At 64.7% G+C, this 15,141-nt stretch carries 13 protein-coding genes; 4 read left to right on the plus strand and 9 right to left on the minus strand.

The annotated features are described in order from the left end of the window. The 7 genes from cas6e to aceA form a co-directional block, all read right to left on the minus strand. Positions 1–621, minus strand: coding sequence for a type I-E CRISPR-associated protein Cas6/Cse3/CasE (gene cas6e, locus N4261_RS17320; RefSeq protein ID WP_261756527.1), 621 nt, complete (start codon positions 619–621; stop codon positions 1–3). Next, the gene (cas5e, locus tag N4261_RS17325; RefSeq protein ID WP_261756528.1) at positions 596–1,264 is read right to left on the minus strand and encodes a type I-E CRISPR-associated protein Cas5/CasD; all 669 of its coding nucleotides are present in this window, start codon (positions 1,262–1,264) and stop codon (positions 596–598) included. Before cas5e ends, cas6e begins: the two co-directional genes overlap by 26 nt. A 3-nt stretch (positions 1,265–1,267) precedes the next feature. After that, entirely contained in the window at positions 1,268–2,410 is a 1,143-nt protein-coding gene (gene cas7e, locus N4261_RS17330; RefSeq protein WP_261756529.1) for a type I-E CRISPR-associated protein Cas7/Cse4/CasC, read from the minus strand. Positions 2,411–2,429: 19 nt separating this feature from the next. Next, positions 2,430–3,014, minus strand: a complete 585-nt coding sequence (casB, locus tag N4261_RS17335) for a type I-E CRISPR-associated protein Cse2/CasB (RefSeq protein WP_261756530.1) — start codon at positions 3,012–3,014, stop codon at positions 2,430–2,432. Between the two features lie 3 nt (positions 3,015–3,017). Continuing rightward, positions 3,018–4,586, minus strand: a complete 1,569-nt coding sequence (gene casA, locus N4261_RS17340) for a type I-E CRISPR-associated protein Cse1/CasA (protein WP_261756531.1) — start codon at positions 4,584–4,586, stop codon at positions 3,018–3,020. Further along, positions 4,583–7,354, minus strand: a complete 2,772-nt coding sequence (cas3, locus tag N4261_RS17345; protein ID WP_261756532.1) for a CRISPR-associated helicase Cas3' — start codon at positions 7,352–7,354, stop codon at positions 4,583–4,585. The genes casA and cas3 overlap by 4 nt, the downstream gene beginning before the upstream one ends. Positions 7,355–7,634: 280 nt before the next feature. Beyond that, positions 7,635–8,942: an isocitrate lyase gene (gene aceA, locus N4261_RS17350; protein WP_261756533.1), complete on the minus strand. Its 1,308-nt coding sequence runs from the start codon at positions 8,940–8,942 to the stop codon at positions 7,635–7,637. 504 nt (positions 8,943–9,446) lie between these two features. Here aceA and N4261_RS17355 point away from each other — a divergent pair. Then, the gene (locus tag N4261_RS17355) at positions 9,447–9,620 is read left to right on the plus strand and encodes a hypothetical protein (protein WP_261756534.1); all 174 of its coding nucleotides are present in this window, start codon (positions 9,447–9,449) and stop codon (positions 9,618–9,620) included. A gap of 213 nt (positions 9,621–9,833) precedes the next feature. Here the strand turns inward: N4261_RS17355 and N4261_RS17360 are convergent, their stop codons facing one another. Beyond that, positions 9,834–10,811 carry a tripartite tricarboxylate transporter substrate binding protein BugE gene (locus tag N4261_RS17360; protein ID WP_261756535.1) on the minus strand — a complete coding sequence of 326 codons (978 nt, stop codon included), beginning with the start codon at positions 10,809–10,811 and terminating at the stop codon, positions 9,834–9,836. A 156-nt stretch (positions 10,812–10,967) separates the two neighbouring features. On the opposite strand from N4261_RS17360, the gene N4261_RS17365 reads away from it, so the two are divergent. Next, a complete protein-coding gene (locus N4261_RS17365) occupies positions 10,968–11,858 on the plus strand; it encodes an AEC family transporter (protein WP_261756536.1) in 891 nt (296 codons plus the stop codon). On the opposite strand, the gene queG is transcribed toward N4261_RS17365, so the two are convergent. Beyond that, positions 11,855–12,928: a tRNA epoxyqueuosine(34) reductase QueG gene (gene queG / locus N4261_RS17370; protein ID WP_261760750.1), complete on the minus strand. Its 1,074-nt coding sequence runs from the start codon at positions 12,926–12,928 to the stop codon at positions 11,855–11,857. The genes N4261_RS17365 and queG overlap by 4 nt on opposite strands. 83 nt (positions 12,929–13,011) lie before the next feature. On the opposite strand from queG, the gene tsaE reads away from it, so the two are divergent. Both tsaE and N4261_RS17380 read left to right on the plus strand, forming a co-directional pair. Next, complete coding sequence (tsaE, locus tag N4261_RS17375) at positions 13,012–13,509, plus strand: tRNA (adenosine(37)-N6)-threonylcarbamoyltransferase complex ATPase subunit type 1 TsaE (protein ID WP_261756537.1); 498 nt, start codon at positions 13,012–13,014, stop codon at positions 13,507–13,509. A gap of 98 nt (positions 13,510–13,607) precedes the next feature. Then, positions 13,608–15,008, plus strand: coding sequence for an N-acetylmuramoyl-L-alanine amidase (locus tag N4261_RS17380; RefSeq protein WP_435532071.1), 1,401 nt, complete (start codon positions 13,608–13,610; stop codon positions 15,006–15,008). The last annotated feature ends 133 nt before the right edge of the window (positions 15,009–15,141 follow it).

The raw sequence follows: 15,141 nt of genomic DNA on the forward strand, positions 1-15,141 counted from the left end.
TCACGGACACCGCGCGAGGCTCAGCAAGCCACAGCCAAAGGCCTTGCCATGTCCGATTCCCGATGCCACCGCGCTCACCACGGCGGCCGGATCGCCCACACGAAGCACACCGTCGAACTGCACCTGAAGCAGGCTCACCCGCGTCTCCGCCTTGCGGCCGCGCAGCGTGTCGCTGTGGCTCACCATTGCGGCTTCCACGGTGAATCCATGGCGTTCGCCCTGTCGATGCAACCACGCCAGTTGCATGTCCTCGCCCACCAGGCCATGACGCTGTCCCTGCCGAGTCACCGTGGGATTAGCCACCAACCGAAATCGATAGCGCTTCTCCGACTGCAAGAGGGACGACGGGTCGAATGACTTGGTGACAGGCGTTTCAGTGTCGCGTAGGTAGCCACTGAATTCGGACATGAACGACCAATCCGACGCCGCACTGGATTGAACGAGAACGACTGGAGCGTCGCCAGCCCGATTGGTTTCCAGACGCCAGAGGAAACGTGGCACGGGCGACTGTTCCTCCCGAACGAAACCGCGCACCAAGGTGCGGTGCATGTCATAGGCATTGGCCAGGTCCCGTCGGGCCTGCGGGCTGCGCGGATCAAGCCGCAGCTGGGTCAGGTACATGCGAGGCTCCGGTGAAGAATTCGGTATGAACGAAGCGCGGGCCAAAACGCCGTTGCGCATACGGCGCCATCGGCTGGTCCAGGCGTATAGCGCCGTGGCTCGCGTGCTCCAGAAGCAGACGCATGGACCCCGTCGGGCGCGGATGATGCGCAGAGTCGTAATCAACCAGCGAAGCCCGCAGCGACGTTTCCAGCAAGCCGTCCGGCAGAAAGACGGGGCAGCCCGGCACAAAGCTCTTCCGACCCAGGGCCAAGGGCCACACGGGGCGCCGAAGCGCCTCGTGCAGGTGCCTCAGCAGTGACAGGTCGTCGCCCTCCAAGCCGACGAGGAATGCCGCATCGCTCAGATAAAACCGCGGGCTGACCACCGTGCGTTCGCGGTCCGCCTTGGCGCTGGCAGCGATCAACACACCTGTGGCCGTCTGATAGTCCCGCATGGGAATGCCTTCACGGTCCACCCGGACGCCCATTCGCAAGGCGGCGAGATCGTCCACGGGTTCCGCGCGGTCACGCCCCAAAGCCGCGCACAACAAGCCGATGACGCCGGACTTGGAGGGCTCCAACTGCGTCTCACGCTCGTCAAAACGGCTGGTCGTCCCCCAGGATTGCATCGGGCCCCGCAAACGCAAGAGCAGCGTGCCCATGCCTCAACTCCCTTGCACCGACAGCGCCTGCGCAGCCAGCGCCTGAACGCTTTGAGCCAGTGCCTGGAGCGTGGGCTGCGCTGTGCCGCGGGCGGCTGGCCATTGACCCGATAGATCCAGCGTCAGCCATTGGTCCTCCGCCGTGCCATACACCGCACCCAACTTGGCCTCATAGCCCGCCAGCTCCCGCACCGATTGGGCACTCAGCGAGTCGTCACGCCGTGCCGCCACTGGCCTTTCGAAGGCATTAGCCAGGTTCATCGGCGCGGCATGACGTAGACACACCCCCACAAACTCCGGCGGATTGTGCGCGGCGAAGCTGTTCTGCTTGCCGCTTGGGACGGCCCGCGCCATGGCCAACGTGAACGCCTGCACCGCAGACAAGGCCAATTCACGGTCCGCCTGCAGATTGGCTTGCAGCTTGTGCAGATCGAGCACCGCATACCGGTAGAACGTCGCCGAATTGAACTCCACCTGACCGATCATGCCGGCGCCGGTCTCATCCTCGTCGCCCTTGTCGTCCACCGCAGTGAAGTAATCGAACTCACGCTCCACCCGATGGGTGCTGATGGCGTGCGCCACCTGACACGCCGCGTCCTGATTCACCGAAGGCATGTCCGCCAGCATGCGACCGAAAAGCGCCACATCCACCGCCTTGCCACCGTCCATCAGCGCCTTCACCTTCTTGCCGATCGCAGGGGTCACGTCCGACTTGGCGTCCTTTTTGCTCTTCTTCTCGGTGCTCACCACCAACTCATCCCAGTGCTGATCGATGAGATCGGCCAACGCGGCAATCTCACCCTCGCCCAGGAACAGCAGGTACTCGGTCTTTCCATCATCCTTGAGCTTCAACCCCGCTCCGGCCAATGCGACTTCGATCTTGGCGGCCGCCTCCTGCGCATCACGTCCCGACAGTCGCTCGATCAGCAGCTGCTTGAGCTTCTTGGTGCGCACGCCACGGTTGGCGGCCGGCAGCAGCTCATGCTCGGAGGCCGCCAAACGGACGGCGCGCTTGAAGCACTGGCTGCTGACGCGCGCGCGCCGTTGACCACCAAACACCGCATCCTTGGGGGCACCGGTGTCATCACGGTTCAGATTGGATGGGGCGAAGTTCTGGATCAGATGGAATTCGAGGAACAGGCTCATCGTGGGTCTCCCGGATGGATCAGTTGTGGTTGGTGACAGAGATGTTGGAAATCGACGCGCTATCCGTGGTGGTGGCGCCCTCTTCGTCTTCCGCCTGCTGTGCCCGGTAGAAATCACGGGCCCATCGACGCTTGAGGCGATCGCGGAATTCAGGATCGGCGCGCTCGTTCAATGCGGTGCCCAAATCCTCGAGCAGTACCTCGTAGTTGAAGCCCTGCCCGGCCGCGGCCAGCAGGCTGACGCCTTGTCGCAGATGGCTCATCACACCTTCGGCATCAGCCTCCAGCAACGCGATGAATCGCTGTTCAAGGCTGGGACGATCCTTTTCTCTCATCAATTGCCCCCAGGCCGCCGCGAGCGTGCAGGACTGGTGGACGGGGTGAGACGCGAACAGGCCCGCCACGGCGTAACGCGCCAAACGGCGGGCGTCATTCGCATGCCACTCCCTGCCGACAAAACGCTCCACAAGTGGATACGCCTTGGGGTAGTCGCCCGGGGAAAACGTCAGGCTGTGGCGCAGGGTGGCGAGCGCACCGCGATCGCGTTCCTTCAATTGCTGCAAGTGCTTAACAAATGCGGCGGCGTGGTGGTGGTCGTGACTCATTGATCAAGCCCCTTGAGTTCGGGTCGAAACAGGAAACGCGGCGGGCAGTTGCTGTCGCAGCAAAGCGGAAAGCCGGTATCCAATCCGGGCTTCAGCGCGCAAGGCGACGACGGAGTTGCCTAAAACGGCGATCACGCGATCCCATGCCAGCCGTGCAGCATCACGCAGAGCGCCCTGCCACAGGGCATCGGCCCCGTCAGAATCGTCCTTGGCAATCAATGCCATGAGCGCAGGCAGATCTCGCTCAGCGGCTGCGAAGAAGGTGGTCGACAAGGGACCCACGTCCACCATGGATCGCGCCCGATTTCGGGTGTCCTTGCTCGACGGATCCGGAAGGGTGGCGGCGACCAGGTCACTTGCCAGATAGCGAAGCTGCCGATGCAGTTCCTCCGCCAGCGCCACACCGACCTGCAGCTCTTGCGCCCGATCCGGCAACACCAACAGTTCCTGAGGCAAGACCACCTGCTCCAGTCGCCAACGAAGCAACTTGGCCTGGTCACTCGCAAGACCTGCCACCAACAGCGGTTGATGCACGCGGTCATCGGCGATCATTCGGCGCAGACCGGCGGCCCAATCGACCACCGCTGCGGCCTGGTAGCCTTTCGTTGCCTCACCTTGTGGCATCGGTACCAGGGCCGGGAGATCCCGCCAGACGGCCCGCCCCTCGTTGAATCCAACGCGAACCAGGCCAAGGCTGCCTGCGCGATAACAGGCCATCGGATCGGGCTTCTGGGGGTCCTCCCCAAGCGCCCAGCCCGCGGCGAATCGCAGCCAACGGACGCTGCCATCTGGCTCCGCCTCCAGCAGTACAGCTCGGCTTTGTCGGGTGTAGCGATCGTTGGGGCCTGTCGCCAGCACCGGTTCGCCGCGAAGTTCGGCCAAGGTCAGCGGTGGGCGCTCCCAGGCGGGCAGGTCCTCGGTGGGCTGGCCGGGCAGCGGCGCTGGATGCAATGCGAGGCACAACGTTTTCGCCAGGGTCTCGCCAACAGGCAGTACCGCCGCCGTGTTGACGAGTGCACCCGCCTTGTCCGCATCCCTCAGTGTCTTGACCAAGCCCCCTGGTGTGAACTGGAGGTAGCCCAGCAGGTGGGTGATGGCCTGGGCTCGGTCAATTGCCACCGGCATGGCGTCAACTGCATGATCGAACACGACCGGTGCATTGCCATTGGCGCTGGCCAACGAGATCTGCGTCCAGGGCTTTCGCTTCTCACGCGTCTCGTCGGCGACAGCCAAAGCGGCCACCTGCATGAAGGGATGTGATTCGTCGAAGAGCCAGAAGCGATCGCGCAAAGACTCCAGATAGGCGCTTATCTCCTCGATGGGAAGGCCATGCTGGAACCATGTCACACGATCCGCATCTTTCCAGTTGGCCCGCGACCGAACCAGCGCGCGGTGCACGATCGCAAGCAGCAGCCGGTATTGCGCGATCAAGCTCGGCGGTGCGGTTTCGGCCAGCGCCGTGATGTCCTTGCTGTGGCGGATCGCACCGATCAAGCCCACGGACCGCACCGTGGCGTCGGCAAACCGGACGGGCAACCAAGGTTCATCGAGCAGGTTGTAGTGAGATGTCATGCCGCTCCTTCCTGTGTTTTGTCAGCCTCTCGTCCATCACCGAATTGCAATCCCAGTTCAGGGCTCAGACTCATCGTCAATCCAGGATCAATGGTCCGCCCCGCTTGGATCCGCAGCGCAAATGCCTGCCTCAACAGCGGATGGCTCTCGAATGCGACTGGCAGTCTCATTGCTTTGCATCGTTGCACCACGCCCTTGCGACTCACTTTGAGTTGACGGTTGTAGAGCGCTCGCGCCGTCAATCCATCCAAAGGCTGCTCAGGATCGAATCCCGCATCGCCCTCACGGACATGCCACCGCCCCTGGTCATCGACCACCACCGGGATCAAGGTGATGGATTCCGGACCCAGCCGCGTGGTATTGGTCAACCCCAACCCGGCTTCATCTTCCTCATGACCGTGCGGCTTGCCGTCATATGCCAATTGCGCTTCTGCAGACGGATCCAGTGCAATGTCGAAAGCCCGCTGCAGTTGGGACTTCACCTCGGCGCGGTACTCGCCATAGGCATCAATCTCGACAAACTTCCTCGCCTCGGTATCCAGGTCGTCGGGCAACTCGTGATTGATGTCGTACACGGCTTGAACCAGGCGATCAATGTCCTGAGGCAAGTGCAGAACCGATTCACGGGTGAGCAGCGCCCAGGTGCGGCCCAGGATGTAGGGGTCATAGACATAGCCCCAGGCGGTCTGCTTCATTTCCGGCAAGCGACCGGGTAGTAGTCCCGCCACCCAGAGGCGCGCGTCACGGTGGGCGGCCGGTCTTTGCGGGCGTTCATGTCGATGAAGCCGCCCGGCGCGTTGCAACAAGAGGTCGACGGGCGCCAGATCACTGAGCAAGAAGTCGAAATCAATGTCCAGCGATTGCTCGGCCACCTGTGTCGCCACCAGGAGAGCACGTGCAGGTCGCACGCCTCCAGCGCCAAACAACGACAGGACACTCTTTTCCAGATCACCTCGTTCGTCGGCAGGAAAGCGGGCGTGGAACAACAGCAGCTGGGTGTCGGTCGATCGATCGGATTCGGAGAGCCGGGCCTTCAGCATCAGATACAACGCCTGCGCCCTCGCCACGGTATTGACGATGAGCGCCCCACAGCCGCCCGCTTCAAGCTGCGCCAATGCCACTTCGGCCAAAGCCTCGATGCCACTGTCCAAGCCATGCAGCGCAATCGGCGCCAATGGCCGCGCTGCTACGTGGCGCCCCTGAACGCCGGCATCGTCTGCCAACATCAGTCGCGGGTAGGCCAGTTGAGGTGCTGGCGTCGTCAAGCCCCACGCCTTGAGCAGCTCCTGGCAGCGCGCACGGGGCAGGGTCGCACTCATCAGCACCACCGAGCAACGCAAGGCTTTGAGCCAGCGCAGCAGGGTGATGATCAGGTTCAGGGTGTAGGTGTCGTACGCATGAATCTCATCCAGCACCACGACCCGATTGCTCAACCCCCACATCCGCACGAAGTGATGCTTCACATTGAGCACCGCATACAGCGTCTGATCCACCGTGCCCACGCCATACGGTGACAGCAACGGTCGTCGTCTCTGGCCAAACCAGACGCTTGCGGAGAGCGTTTCGTTTCGCGAATGATCGATGTCCCGCAAGGCGGCCAGGTCTTCGTTCATGGCCGCACCGCCGTGGACGAGCTGAACATCCAGCGCACCTGGCGCAAAAGCGCGCAAGAAGGTCTCGGCACGCTTGAACAGTGCATTTCCGGTGGCCTGCGTTGGCAGCGCCACATAGAGCCCCCGATGGTGATTGAGCGCCTGCAGACGCAAATGCGCCAGGAAGGCCAGTTCAGTCTTGCCTTCCCCCATCGGCGCCTCCACGAGCAGCAGCGCCGGCCCCTGCGCCTCCTTCAGCAATTCGTCCCCGACCTGTTGCAACGGCCTGGGCTGAATGCCGGGGCGGTCCACGATCCGGGCCAACAAGGCATGGACCTCGTCTGACGACGTCAGGAGTGGGCGATGAGGTCGCCAGCCGATTTGCTGCAGCGCGTTCTGCGCCAGCGTCTGCGCATCGGCGTAATAGGCAGCCAAGTCGTCGCAGCGTTCGCCCAGTGGGAACCACTCGGGGTTGGAGGCGATCCAGTCCGCCACACTCGTGAGACCGGCGAGCCAGTTCACCATGGGCAGATCCAATGCAGAAGCGTTGGGTCGACCTGGCGGCGCAAGCACCGACCAATAGACATGAATCAGCGACTGCCTGGCCTCCTGCCAGCCCGGCCCTTCTCGCAGCGGCGTTCCCCGCTTGAGTTCGGAACGCGAAAAGTGATAGCCATGATGCGCACTGACAGCCTGCACGACATGGCAACACCATTGCCGTTCCGCGCCGCTCAGTCGTTGCAGCGAAGGCGTCAAGAGTGCGGCGGTGGCCAGCGAATGCTGATCGCAGGCCAGCGACTTGGTGACGAAGGGCAGTCCTGCAGCGAGGTCCCGCTCATAGCCCGCCTGCCACTTTGCCTGGAATCCAGGAATGGCCTTCCCAAAGTCGTGCAGTCCCACCAATGCGGCAAGCCACCGGCCTGTAGCTTCAGTGGCCAATCCCAGCGCTTGCGCCGCCATGTCTCGCGTGGCCGCCGGCTCATGCGCCAGCAACACCTCGGCCACGGCAGCCACATCCAGCAAGTGAGCCAGCAGCCCATGGCCAGCCCCGTCATCGCTCTTGGCCCAAACAATCCTTGCCGCAGGCGGCAAGGATGTGAATCGGCCAGGCGCTCCCTGTTCCATCGTCAGCCCTCCCTGACAGATCGCCTCGGTCGGACCTTCTTTGAGGTCCATTGGTGACCGGGCGGTTCTAGTGATGTTCACGTACCCACCCCGTCATCATGCGATGCTTCGGCCCGAGCGGCATCCACTTCCCCCTTAGGTGGGGGCCGGGCACAACCCTGTCATGCCGACGCGTTGCATGAACGCGCGATCCCATGCCACTGCGCATGTTCGATTCCCTTCTTTCGACACGCGGTGCGCGCACCAGCCCATGCCGGCACGCTAAAAGAAGGAGGGGCGCCTCAGCGCCCCTCTCTCAACACCGCGCCCCGCTTAGGGACCGCGCCATTCGTTAAGTTCCAACCGCACGCTTTGCATCGAAGAACTGCTCATCCTCCGTCGACCCCTTCAGCGCAGCGGTCGACGCCTGCGCTTCGATCGTGGTCGTGACCGCATCGAAGTAGCCGGTGCCCACCTCGCGCTGATGCTTCACCGCGGTGAAGCCCTTTTCCGCCGCGGCGAATTCGGCCTCCTGCAGTTCCACGAACGCGCTCATGTTGTTGCGCGCATAGCCGTAGGCCAGGTTGAACATCGAGTAGTTCAGGCTGTGGAAGCCGGCCAGCGTGATGAACTGGAACTTGTAGCCCATCGCGCCCAGCTCGCGCTGGAACTTGGCAATCGTCGCGTCGTCCAGATTCTTCTTCCAGTTGAAGCTGGGCGAGCAGTTGTAGGCCAGCAGCTTGCCCGGGAACTTGGCATGAATGGCCTCGGCAAAGGCCTTCGCAAAGGCCAGGTCCGGCTTGCCGGTCTCGCACCAGATCATGTCCGCATACGGCGCATAGGCCAGGCCGCGGCTGATGGCCTGCTCCAGGCCGTTGCGGGTGCGGAAGAAGCCTTCGACCGTGCGCTCGCCGGTGCAGAACGCCTTGTCGTTGTCGTCGATGTCGCTGGTGACCAGGTCGCCGGCTTCCGCATCGGTGCGCGCCAGCAGCACCGTCGGCACGCCCATGGTGTCGGCCGCCAGACGCGCCGCCACCAGCTTGGCCACCGCTTCACGCGTGGGCACCAGCACCTTGCCACCCATGTGGCCACACTTCTTGGCCGCCGCCAGCTGGTCCTCGAAGTGAACGCCCGACGCGCCCGCCTCGATCATCGCCTTCATCAGCTCGAAGGCATTGAGCACGCCGCCGAAGCCGGCCTCCGCATCCGCCACGATCGGCGCGAAGTAGTCGATGTCATTCTTGCCCTCGCTCCACTGGATCTCGTCCGCACGCTTGAAGGTGGCGTTGATCTTGCGCACCACCTTCGGCACCGAATCCACCGAGTACAACGATTGGTCGGGATACATCTCGCCGTTGCTGTTGGCATCGCCCGCCACCTGCCAGCCCGACAGATAGATGGCCTTCAGGCCGGCCTTGACCTGCTGCATCGCCTGGTTGCCGGTCAGCGCGCCCAGCGAGTTGACGAACGGCTCGGTGTTCACCAGGTTCCACAGCTTCTCCGCGCCGCGCTTGGCCAGCGTGTGCTCGATCGGCAGCGAGCCGCGCAGCCGGACCACGTCCGCGGCGCTGTAGCCCCGCTGGATGCCATTCCAACGCGGGTTCTCGGCCCAGTCCTTCTCGAGGGCGGCGATCTGCTGTTCACGGGTGGGGGTGCTCATGTCAGGCTCCTTGGTCTTGCGGTTGACGCTTAAAAAACAAACTTGATGGCCTCAAGACTAGGTGACGCCCCTTCACCGTGGAACATGGGTGTCTTATATAAGACCGAAAATCTTTCCATTAAAAATCAATAACTTATGGAAATTAATCCGGATGGTGAAATCACCTCTTCCATGATGAGAAAAATTGCGGCGGTGCAGCAGCCGGCTTTTTTATATTTCGACCCCCTAATTTCATGATTTGAAATTTGGGCCGTCCGTCGCGGCGGTGGCCTGCTTTTGAAGGGGAGTAGATGACAGGAACAGGTGGTCGAAGTCCCTCAGCGCTCCTTGGAAGAGTAGGAGCGGTTTTCGGAAGACGTCCGACTACGGTGGTCGGCATGTTGCGGATTTCTGATCGCCTCATGGCCGGGTTAGACCATCCAACCTCGGGTTCCCGAGGCTGCTTCCGCGATATGCCGGATGGACCCGCCCGGCCCCTGCAGCGATCCTGACAAGGAGTTTCGAATGATCCCAGCACTCATCGGCGGTCTCGCCCAATCGGCCGTCGGCGCCGCAGCCAACAGCGCAGTCGGCGCTGCCACCGGCCAGGGTGGCCAGCCCCAAGGCATGGCCGGCGGTCTGGCCTCTGGCCTGATCGGCACCGCAACCGGCGGCCTGGGCGGCCTGTTCGGCGGCTGATCGCCCTTCGCTCGTCCGGGCCGCTGGTCGGCCTGAGCCAGCGATCAACGCGAAAAGTGGAAAACGCCGCGGCCCCTCACGGGTTCGCGGCGTTTTTTCGTGGGTTGTCAGCGGATCGAATCCAGCCTCGCGGGCGACGGACGAACTCGACGACCGCGGCGCGACATCCGGCGGATCAGGCCTGCTTCGGGCCCGCCGCGCGGCGGCGAGGTCTCAGTCCAGCTTGAGCTTCTGGACTTCGACGACCTTCTTGTAGACCGCGTATTCGGCCTTGATCTGCTCGGTGAACTGCTCCGGGGTGTTGGCCACGATGATGGAGCCAGTTTCCTCGATGCGCTTCTTCACCTCCGGCATTTCGACCGTCTTGCGCGCCGCATCATGGATCTTGGCAATCACTTCCTTGGGCAGGTTCTTCGGCCCGAGGATGCCGTAGTAGGCCATGCGGTTCACCGGCTCCAGACCCAGTTCCTTGAAGGTCGGCACATTCGGCAGCACCGTCAGGCGCTGCGGCGCGGCCACGGCGATGGCCACCAGTCGACCGTCCTTGATGAAGGGCAGTGCCGAGGGCAGGTTGTCGAAGATCATCGGCACCTGGCCGGCGACGGTGTCGTTGAGCGCCGGGCCCGCACCGCGGTACGGGATGTGGGTGACGAACACACCGGTCAGGCTCTTGTAGAGCTCCATCTGCAGATGGCCGATGCCGCCGGTGCCGGAGGTCGAGTAGCTGTACTTGCCCGGGCTCTTCTTCATCTCGGCGATGAAGCCCTTGTAGTCCTTGGCCGGGAACGACGGATGCACCGCCAGCACGTTGGGCGTGGCAGCCAGGTTGATGATGGGCGTGAAGTCGGTGAGCGGGTTGTACGGCGTCTTCGGATTGATCGCCGGATTGGTGGCGGTGGTGGAAACCGTGGCCACGCCCAGCGAATAGCCGTCCGGCGCGGACTTGGCGGTGTCGTTGGCACCGATGATGCCGCCGCCACCGGCCTTGTTCTCGACGATCATCGTCTGGCCCAGCGGACCGCTGATGTTCTGGGCCACCACGCGGGCGATGATGTCGGTCGTGCCGCCCGGCGCGAAGGGCACCACCAGCTTCACCGGCTTGTTGGGATAGGACTGCGCCAGGGCCAGCGTGCTGCACACACTCAGCGTACCCAGGATCAGACTGCGTTGGACGATGTTGCGACGGTTCATGGACTCCTCGTCTTTCGAAGTGGGACTGTCAATCGGAACAGCTTACGTAGGGTCACGTGTCGCACGCGCTAGCGGAACTACGTAGAAGGCCGCAAAACCTGTCCAGTCGGGCGACCTCCGGCTGGCACACTCGGCAAAACCTGTTCCGAGCTTCCAATGTTGCTGCTTCTGCCCGATTTCCTGTTGATTGTTGCCGGGTTTCTGCTGTGTCGCTACACCGCACTGGACCGCCCCCTCTGGGAGGCCGCTGAAAAGCTGGTGTATTTCCTGCTCTTCCCGGTGCTGCTGTTCAATTCCATCTCCCGCAGCACGCTGCAGCCGGCGGACACGGTGTTGCTGCTGGTCGGCGGATTGGCGGTGATGATCGGCGGCATCGCGCTGGCCTATGCACTGGGGCTGGCGCCGGGCGTGGATGCCCGGGCCCATGCCTCCGGCGTGCAGGTGGCCTTCCGGTTCAATTCCTTCGTGGCGCTCGCGCTGGCTGAACGGCTGCAAGGCCCGCAAGGCGTGGCCTGGATCGCGATGATCGCGGCGATCTGCGTGCCGGTGGCCAATGTGGCGGCGGTGTGGCCGCTGGCGCGGCACGGGGGACATGGCTATCTGAAGGAGCTGGCGCGCAATCCGCTGATCATTGCGACCTTGGGCGGCCTGGCCGCCAATCTCAGCGGCCTGCGCCTGCCGGAGCCTGCGGCCATCACGTTGCAGCGGATCGGCCTGGCCGCCCTGCCCCTGGGCTTGATGGCCGTGGGGGCCGGCTTGCGGCTGGGCGCGCTGAAGGACGCTCCGCGGCTGGCGGTGGCGCTGCTGTCGATCCGGCACCTGATCCTGCCGCTGTGGGCCTTGCTGCTGGCGCGGCTGCTGGCCTTGCCGCTGCCGCAAGCACAGATCCTGCTGGCCTTCGCGGCCATGCCCACCGCCTCCAGCGCCTATGTGCTGGCGGTCCGGATGGGCGGCAACGGTCCGTTCGTGGCGGGGTTGGTCACCGTCTCCACCTTGCTGGGCATGGTGGTGTTGCCCCTGTGGTTGCAGGCGACGCCGCTGAATTAGCGCGCCGCCTCCGGCGTCTGCGCCAGCGCCCAATCGATGTGCTCGGCGACCAACGGCGTTGCCTCTAGGCGCTTCGCCACCAGCGCCGCCCGCATCCGCTCCCGCAGCGCCGGTGCCAGGTCTTGTCGCAGCGCATTGCCCAGGGCCACCGCGAGGTTGCGCCGCCAGCGGGCATGGCCGATGCGGCGGATGGCCGACCCTTCGGTGCGCTTGAGGAAGGTCGCTTCGTCCCAGGCCCACAGGTCCAGCAGGCCGGCATGGCCGAGCGGCTCACGCCAGTCGAAGTCCGGCAGCGCATTGCGCCGCGCGAATTTGTTCCACGGGCACACCAGTTGGCAATCGTCGCAGCCGTAGATCCGATTGCCGAGGGCGGGCCGCAGCTCGACGGGAATCGGGCCGTCCTGCTCGATCGTCAGATAGCTGATGCAGCGCCGTGCATCAAGCCGGTACGGCGCCACGATCGCGCCAGTGGGACAGGCGTCCAGGCAGGCGCGGCATTGGCCGCAATGGGCGGTCACCGGCTCGCTGGGCGGCAGGGCGAGGTCCAGATAGATCTCGCCGAGGAAGAACATGGAGCCGCTGTCGCGGTGCAGCGTCAGGGTGTGCTTGCCGCGCCAGCCGATGCCCGATCGACTCGCCAGTTCGACCTCCAGCACCGGCGCCGAATCGGTGAACACCCGGTGACCCAGCGGGCCGACGGCCTGCTGCAGCCGATCCGCCAGTTGCTGCAGCCGCTGGCGCAGCACCTTGTGATAGTCCCGGCCCCGGGCGTAGAGCGAGACCTGGGCATGGGTGGGATCGGCCATGGTGGCCCATTCGCGCTGCTGCCAGTCCTCGCCCAGCGTGGCCGGCAGGTAGTCCATGCGGGCGGTCAACACGCTGAGGGTGCCGGGCACCAGCTCGGACGGCCGGGCGCGCTTGAGGCCGTGGGCGGCCATGTAGTGCATCTCGCCATGAAAGCCGGCCTGCAGCCACGCTTGCAGTCCGGCTTCCGCACCACTCAAATCGACGTGTGCCACCCCAATCTGTGAGAATCCGAGCTCGAGTGCCCAGGCGCGAACCTCGACCATCAACGCTGCGAGCGCGGCGGGGTCGCGGGGGGTGACCGATGCGGCATCGGGGTGGTTGTCGTTCAGCAAGGATTCCATAGGTTTTGAGCATTCTAGAAACCCGCCAGTTCCGCTGGCCCGACGAGCCCGCCTGTGAACGTTTTGCGCAGGCGCTGGCCGGCTGTCCGCAGATCGCGGACTTGAGCATCGAGCTCGAAGGCGGGCTCGGTGCCGGCAAGACCAGCCTGGTGCGCCACCTGCTGCGTGCGCTGGGCGTGACCGGTCGCATCAAGAGTCCCAGCTACGCGGTGGTGGAGGACTACCTGCCGCCGTCGCTGAACGGGCTGCCGGCCCATCATTTCGATTTCTACCGCTTCAATGATCCGCGCGAGTGGGAGGACGCGGGCTTTCGCGACCTGTTCGCCGCACCGGGCCTGAAGCTCAGCGAGTGGCCGGCCAAGGCCGCCGGCATGCTGCCGCCGCCTGATCTGCGGCTCACCCTGGATGTCCAGCCCGACGACAGCCGCGAGGTCCGCGCCGAGGCGCACACCGCGCGCGGCCAGGCGCTGCTGCTGGACCTGGCCCACATCCTGCAAGCCTGACACGCATGAGCGGAGATTCCAAGCGATTCCCCTTCGGCCCGACCGATGACGCCCGTTCCGCGGCGACCACCCGCGGCCGCCGACGCGCGCTGGGCCGCATGGGCGCCCTGGTGCTGAGCGTGCCGGTGGTGCCGCTTCTGCCGGTCAGCTCGGCCTGGGCGGCGAGTTCGGCGACCATCGTGGCGGTGCGGGTCTGGCCGGCGGACGACTACACCCGGGTGACGCTCGAATCCGATCGTCCGCTGGCGGCCAAGAGTTTTCTGGCCACCCATCCGGACCGTTTGGTGATTGACATCGACGGTCTGGAACTGAGCCAGGGGCTGCGCGAGCTGCTGGGCAAGGTGAAGCCGGACGATCCCTACATTGCGGCAGTGCGGGTGGGCCAGAACCAGCCGCGGGTGGTGCGCATCGTGCTCGACCTGAAGCAGGCGGTGGCGCCGCAGGTGTTCACCATCGAGCCGGTGGCGGCCTACAAGAACCGGTTGGTGCTGGATCTGCATCCGGCGCAGGAGCGTGACCCGCTGCTGGAGCTGGTGCTGGAAAAGGAAGCGGCGGAGCGTGCGGCGGCGCAGTCGGTGCAGGATGCGCTGGGCGAGATGATCGGCCGTATCGACCGACCGCAGTCTGCGGCCAGCACGGCTGCGGCGGCGGCTGACAAGGCCGCCAGTGCCGCCCTGCCCCCGGCGCCGCGCCCCAGCGCCCCGGTGGTGGCGCAGCATGCGCCGCCGCCGCCGACCACGCCGCTGAAGGAAACGGCGCCGGAGATGAGTCAGGCCAAGCTGGATCGGCTGATCGTCATTGCGATCGATCCGGGCCATGGTGGCGAGGATCCGGGCGCCATTGGTCCGAGCGGGCTCAAGGAGAAGGACGTGGTGCTGGCGATCGGCCTGAAGCTGCGGGACCGGCTCAACAGCAATCCGAAGATCCGGGTGATGATGACCCGCGACGCGGACTTCTTTGTCCCGCTGCCGGACCGGGTGCGCAAGGCGCGTCGGGTGCAGGCGGATCTGTTTGTGTCCATCCATGCGGATGCCTTCATCACGCCCAAGGCCAAGGGTGCGTCGGTGTTTGCGTTGTCGACCGGTGCGGCCAGTTCCACGGCGGCGCGGTGGATGGCCAACAAGGAGAACGCGGCGGACGTCATTGGGGGTGTCAACAGCAAGGCGGTCAAGGATGACGGCGTGCTGCGGGCGATGCTGGACATGAGCACCTCGGCGCAGGTCAAGGACAGCCTGAAGCTGGGCAGCGAGGTGCTGAGCCAGATTGGCAAAGTGGGCAAGCTGCACAAGCGCAACGTTGAGCAGGCGGGTTTTGCGGTGCTGAAGGCGCCGGACGTGCCGTCGATTCTGGTGGAGACCGCGTTCATCTCCAACCCGGAAGAAGAGGCCAAGCTGCGCGACCCGGACTACCAGAACGACCTGGTGCGCGCCCTGGCGACGGGCATTGCCCGCTACTTCTCCAAAAACCCGCCCCTCGCCTCCCGCCATCGAGCCTTGTAGGGCTCCCCCCTACGCGCTTGCGCGCGCCCCCTCAAGGGGGCAAGCCCAGCGGCCCGGCGGAGCCGGTTCCGCGGGCTTCGCTTGGTTGGGGGTAGCGCACTGCGGGGTAATGCGCGCCGAGGGAAGGGCTCCC

Source organism: Roseateles amylovorans (assembly GCF_025398155.2).
GTDB classification, from domain to species: Bacteria; Pseudomonadota; Gammaproteobacteria; order Burkholderiales; family Burkholderiaceae_C; genus Roseateles; species Roseateles amylovorans.

What these genes read in the sequence shown, in the direction of transcription:
- N4261_RS17365 (WP_261756536.1), top strand. Translation starts at nt 10,968, where the DNA reads ATGTTGCTGCTTCTGCCCGATTTCCTGTTGATTGTTGCCGGGTTTCTG.
- queG (WP_261760750.1), bottom strand. Translation starts at nt 12,928, where the DNA reads ATGGTCGAGGTTCGCGCCTGGGCACTCGAGCTCGGATTCTCACAGATT.
- cas7e (WP_261756529.1), bottom strand. Translation starts at nt 2,410, where the DNA reads ATGAGCCTGTTCCTCGAATTCCATCTGATCCAGAACTTCGCCCCATCC.
- casB (WP_261756530.1), bottom strand. Translation starts at nt 3,014, where the DNA reads ATGAGTCACGACCACCACCACGCCGCCGCATTTGTTAAGCACTTGCAG.
- N4261_RS17380 (WP_435532071.1), top strand. Translation starts at nt 13,608, where the DNA reads ATGGGCGCCCTGGTGCTGAGCGTGCCGGTGGTGCCGCTTCTGCCGGTC.
- N4261_RS17355 (WP_261756534.1), top strand. Translation starts at nt 9,447, where the DNA reads ATGATCCCAGCACTCATCGGCGGTCTCGCCCAATCGGCCGTCGGCGCC.
- N4261_RS17360 (WP_261756535.1), bottom strand. Translation starts at nt 10,811, where the DNA reads ATGAACCGTCGCAACATCGTCCAACGCAGTCTGATCCTGGGTACGCTG.
- cas6e (WP_261756527.1), bottom strand. Translation starts at nt 621, where the DNA reads ATGTACCTGACCCAGCTGCGGCTTGATCCGCGCAGCCCGCAGGCCCGA.
- cas3 (WP_261756532.1), bottom strand. Translation starts at nt 7,354, where the DNA reads ATGGACCTCAAAGAAGGTCCGACCGAGGCGATCTGTCAGGGAGGGCTG.
- aceA (WP_261756533.1), bottom strand. Translation starts at nt 8,942, where the DNA reads ATGAGCACCCCCACCCGTGAACAGCAGATCGCCGCCCTCGAGAAGGAC.
- casA (WP_261756531.1), bottom strand. Translation starts at nt 4,586, where the DNA reads ATGACATCTCACTACAACCTGCTCGATGAACCTTGGTTGCCCGTCCGG.
- cas5e (WP_261756528.1), bottom strand. Translation starts at nt 1,264, where the DNA reads ATGGGCACGCTGCTCTTGCGTTTGCGGGGCCCGATGCAATCCTGGGGG.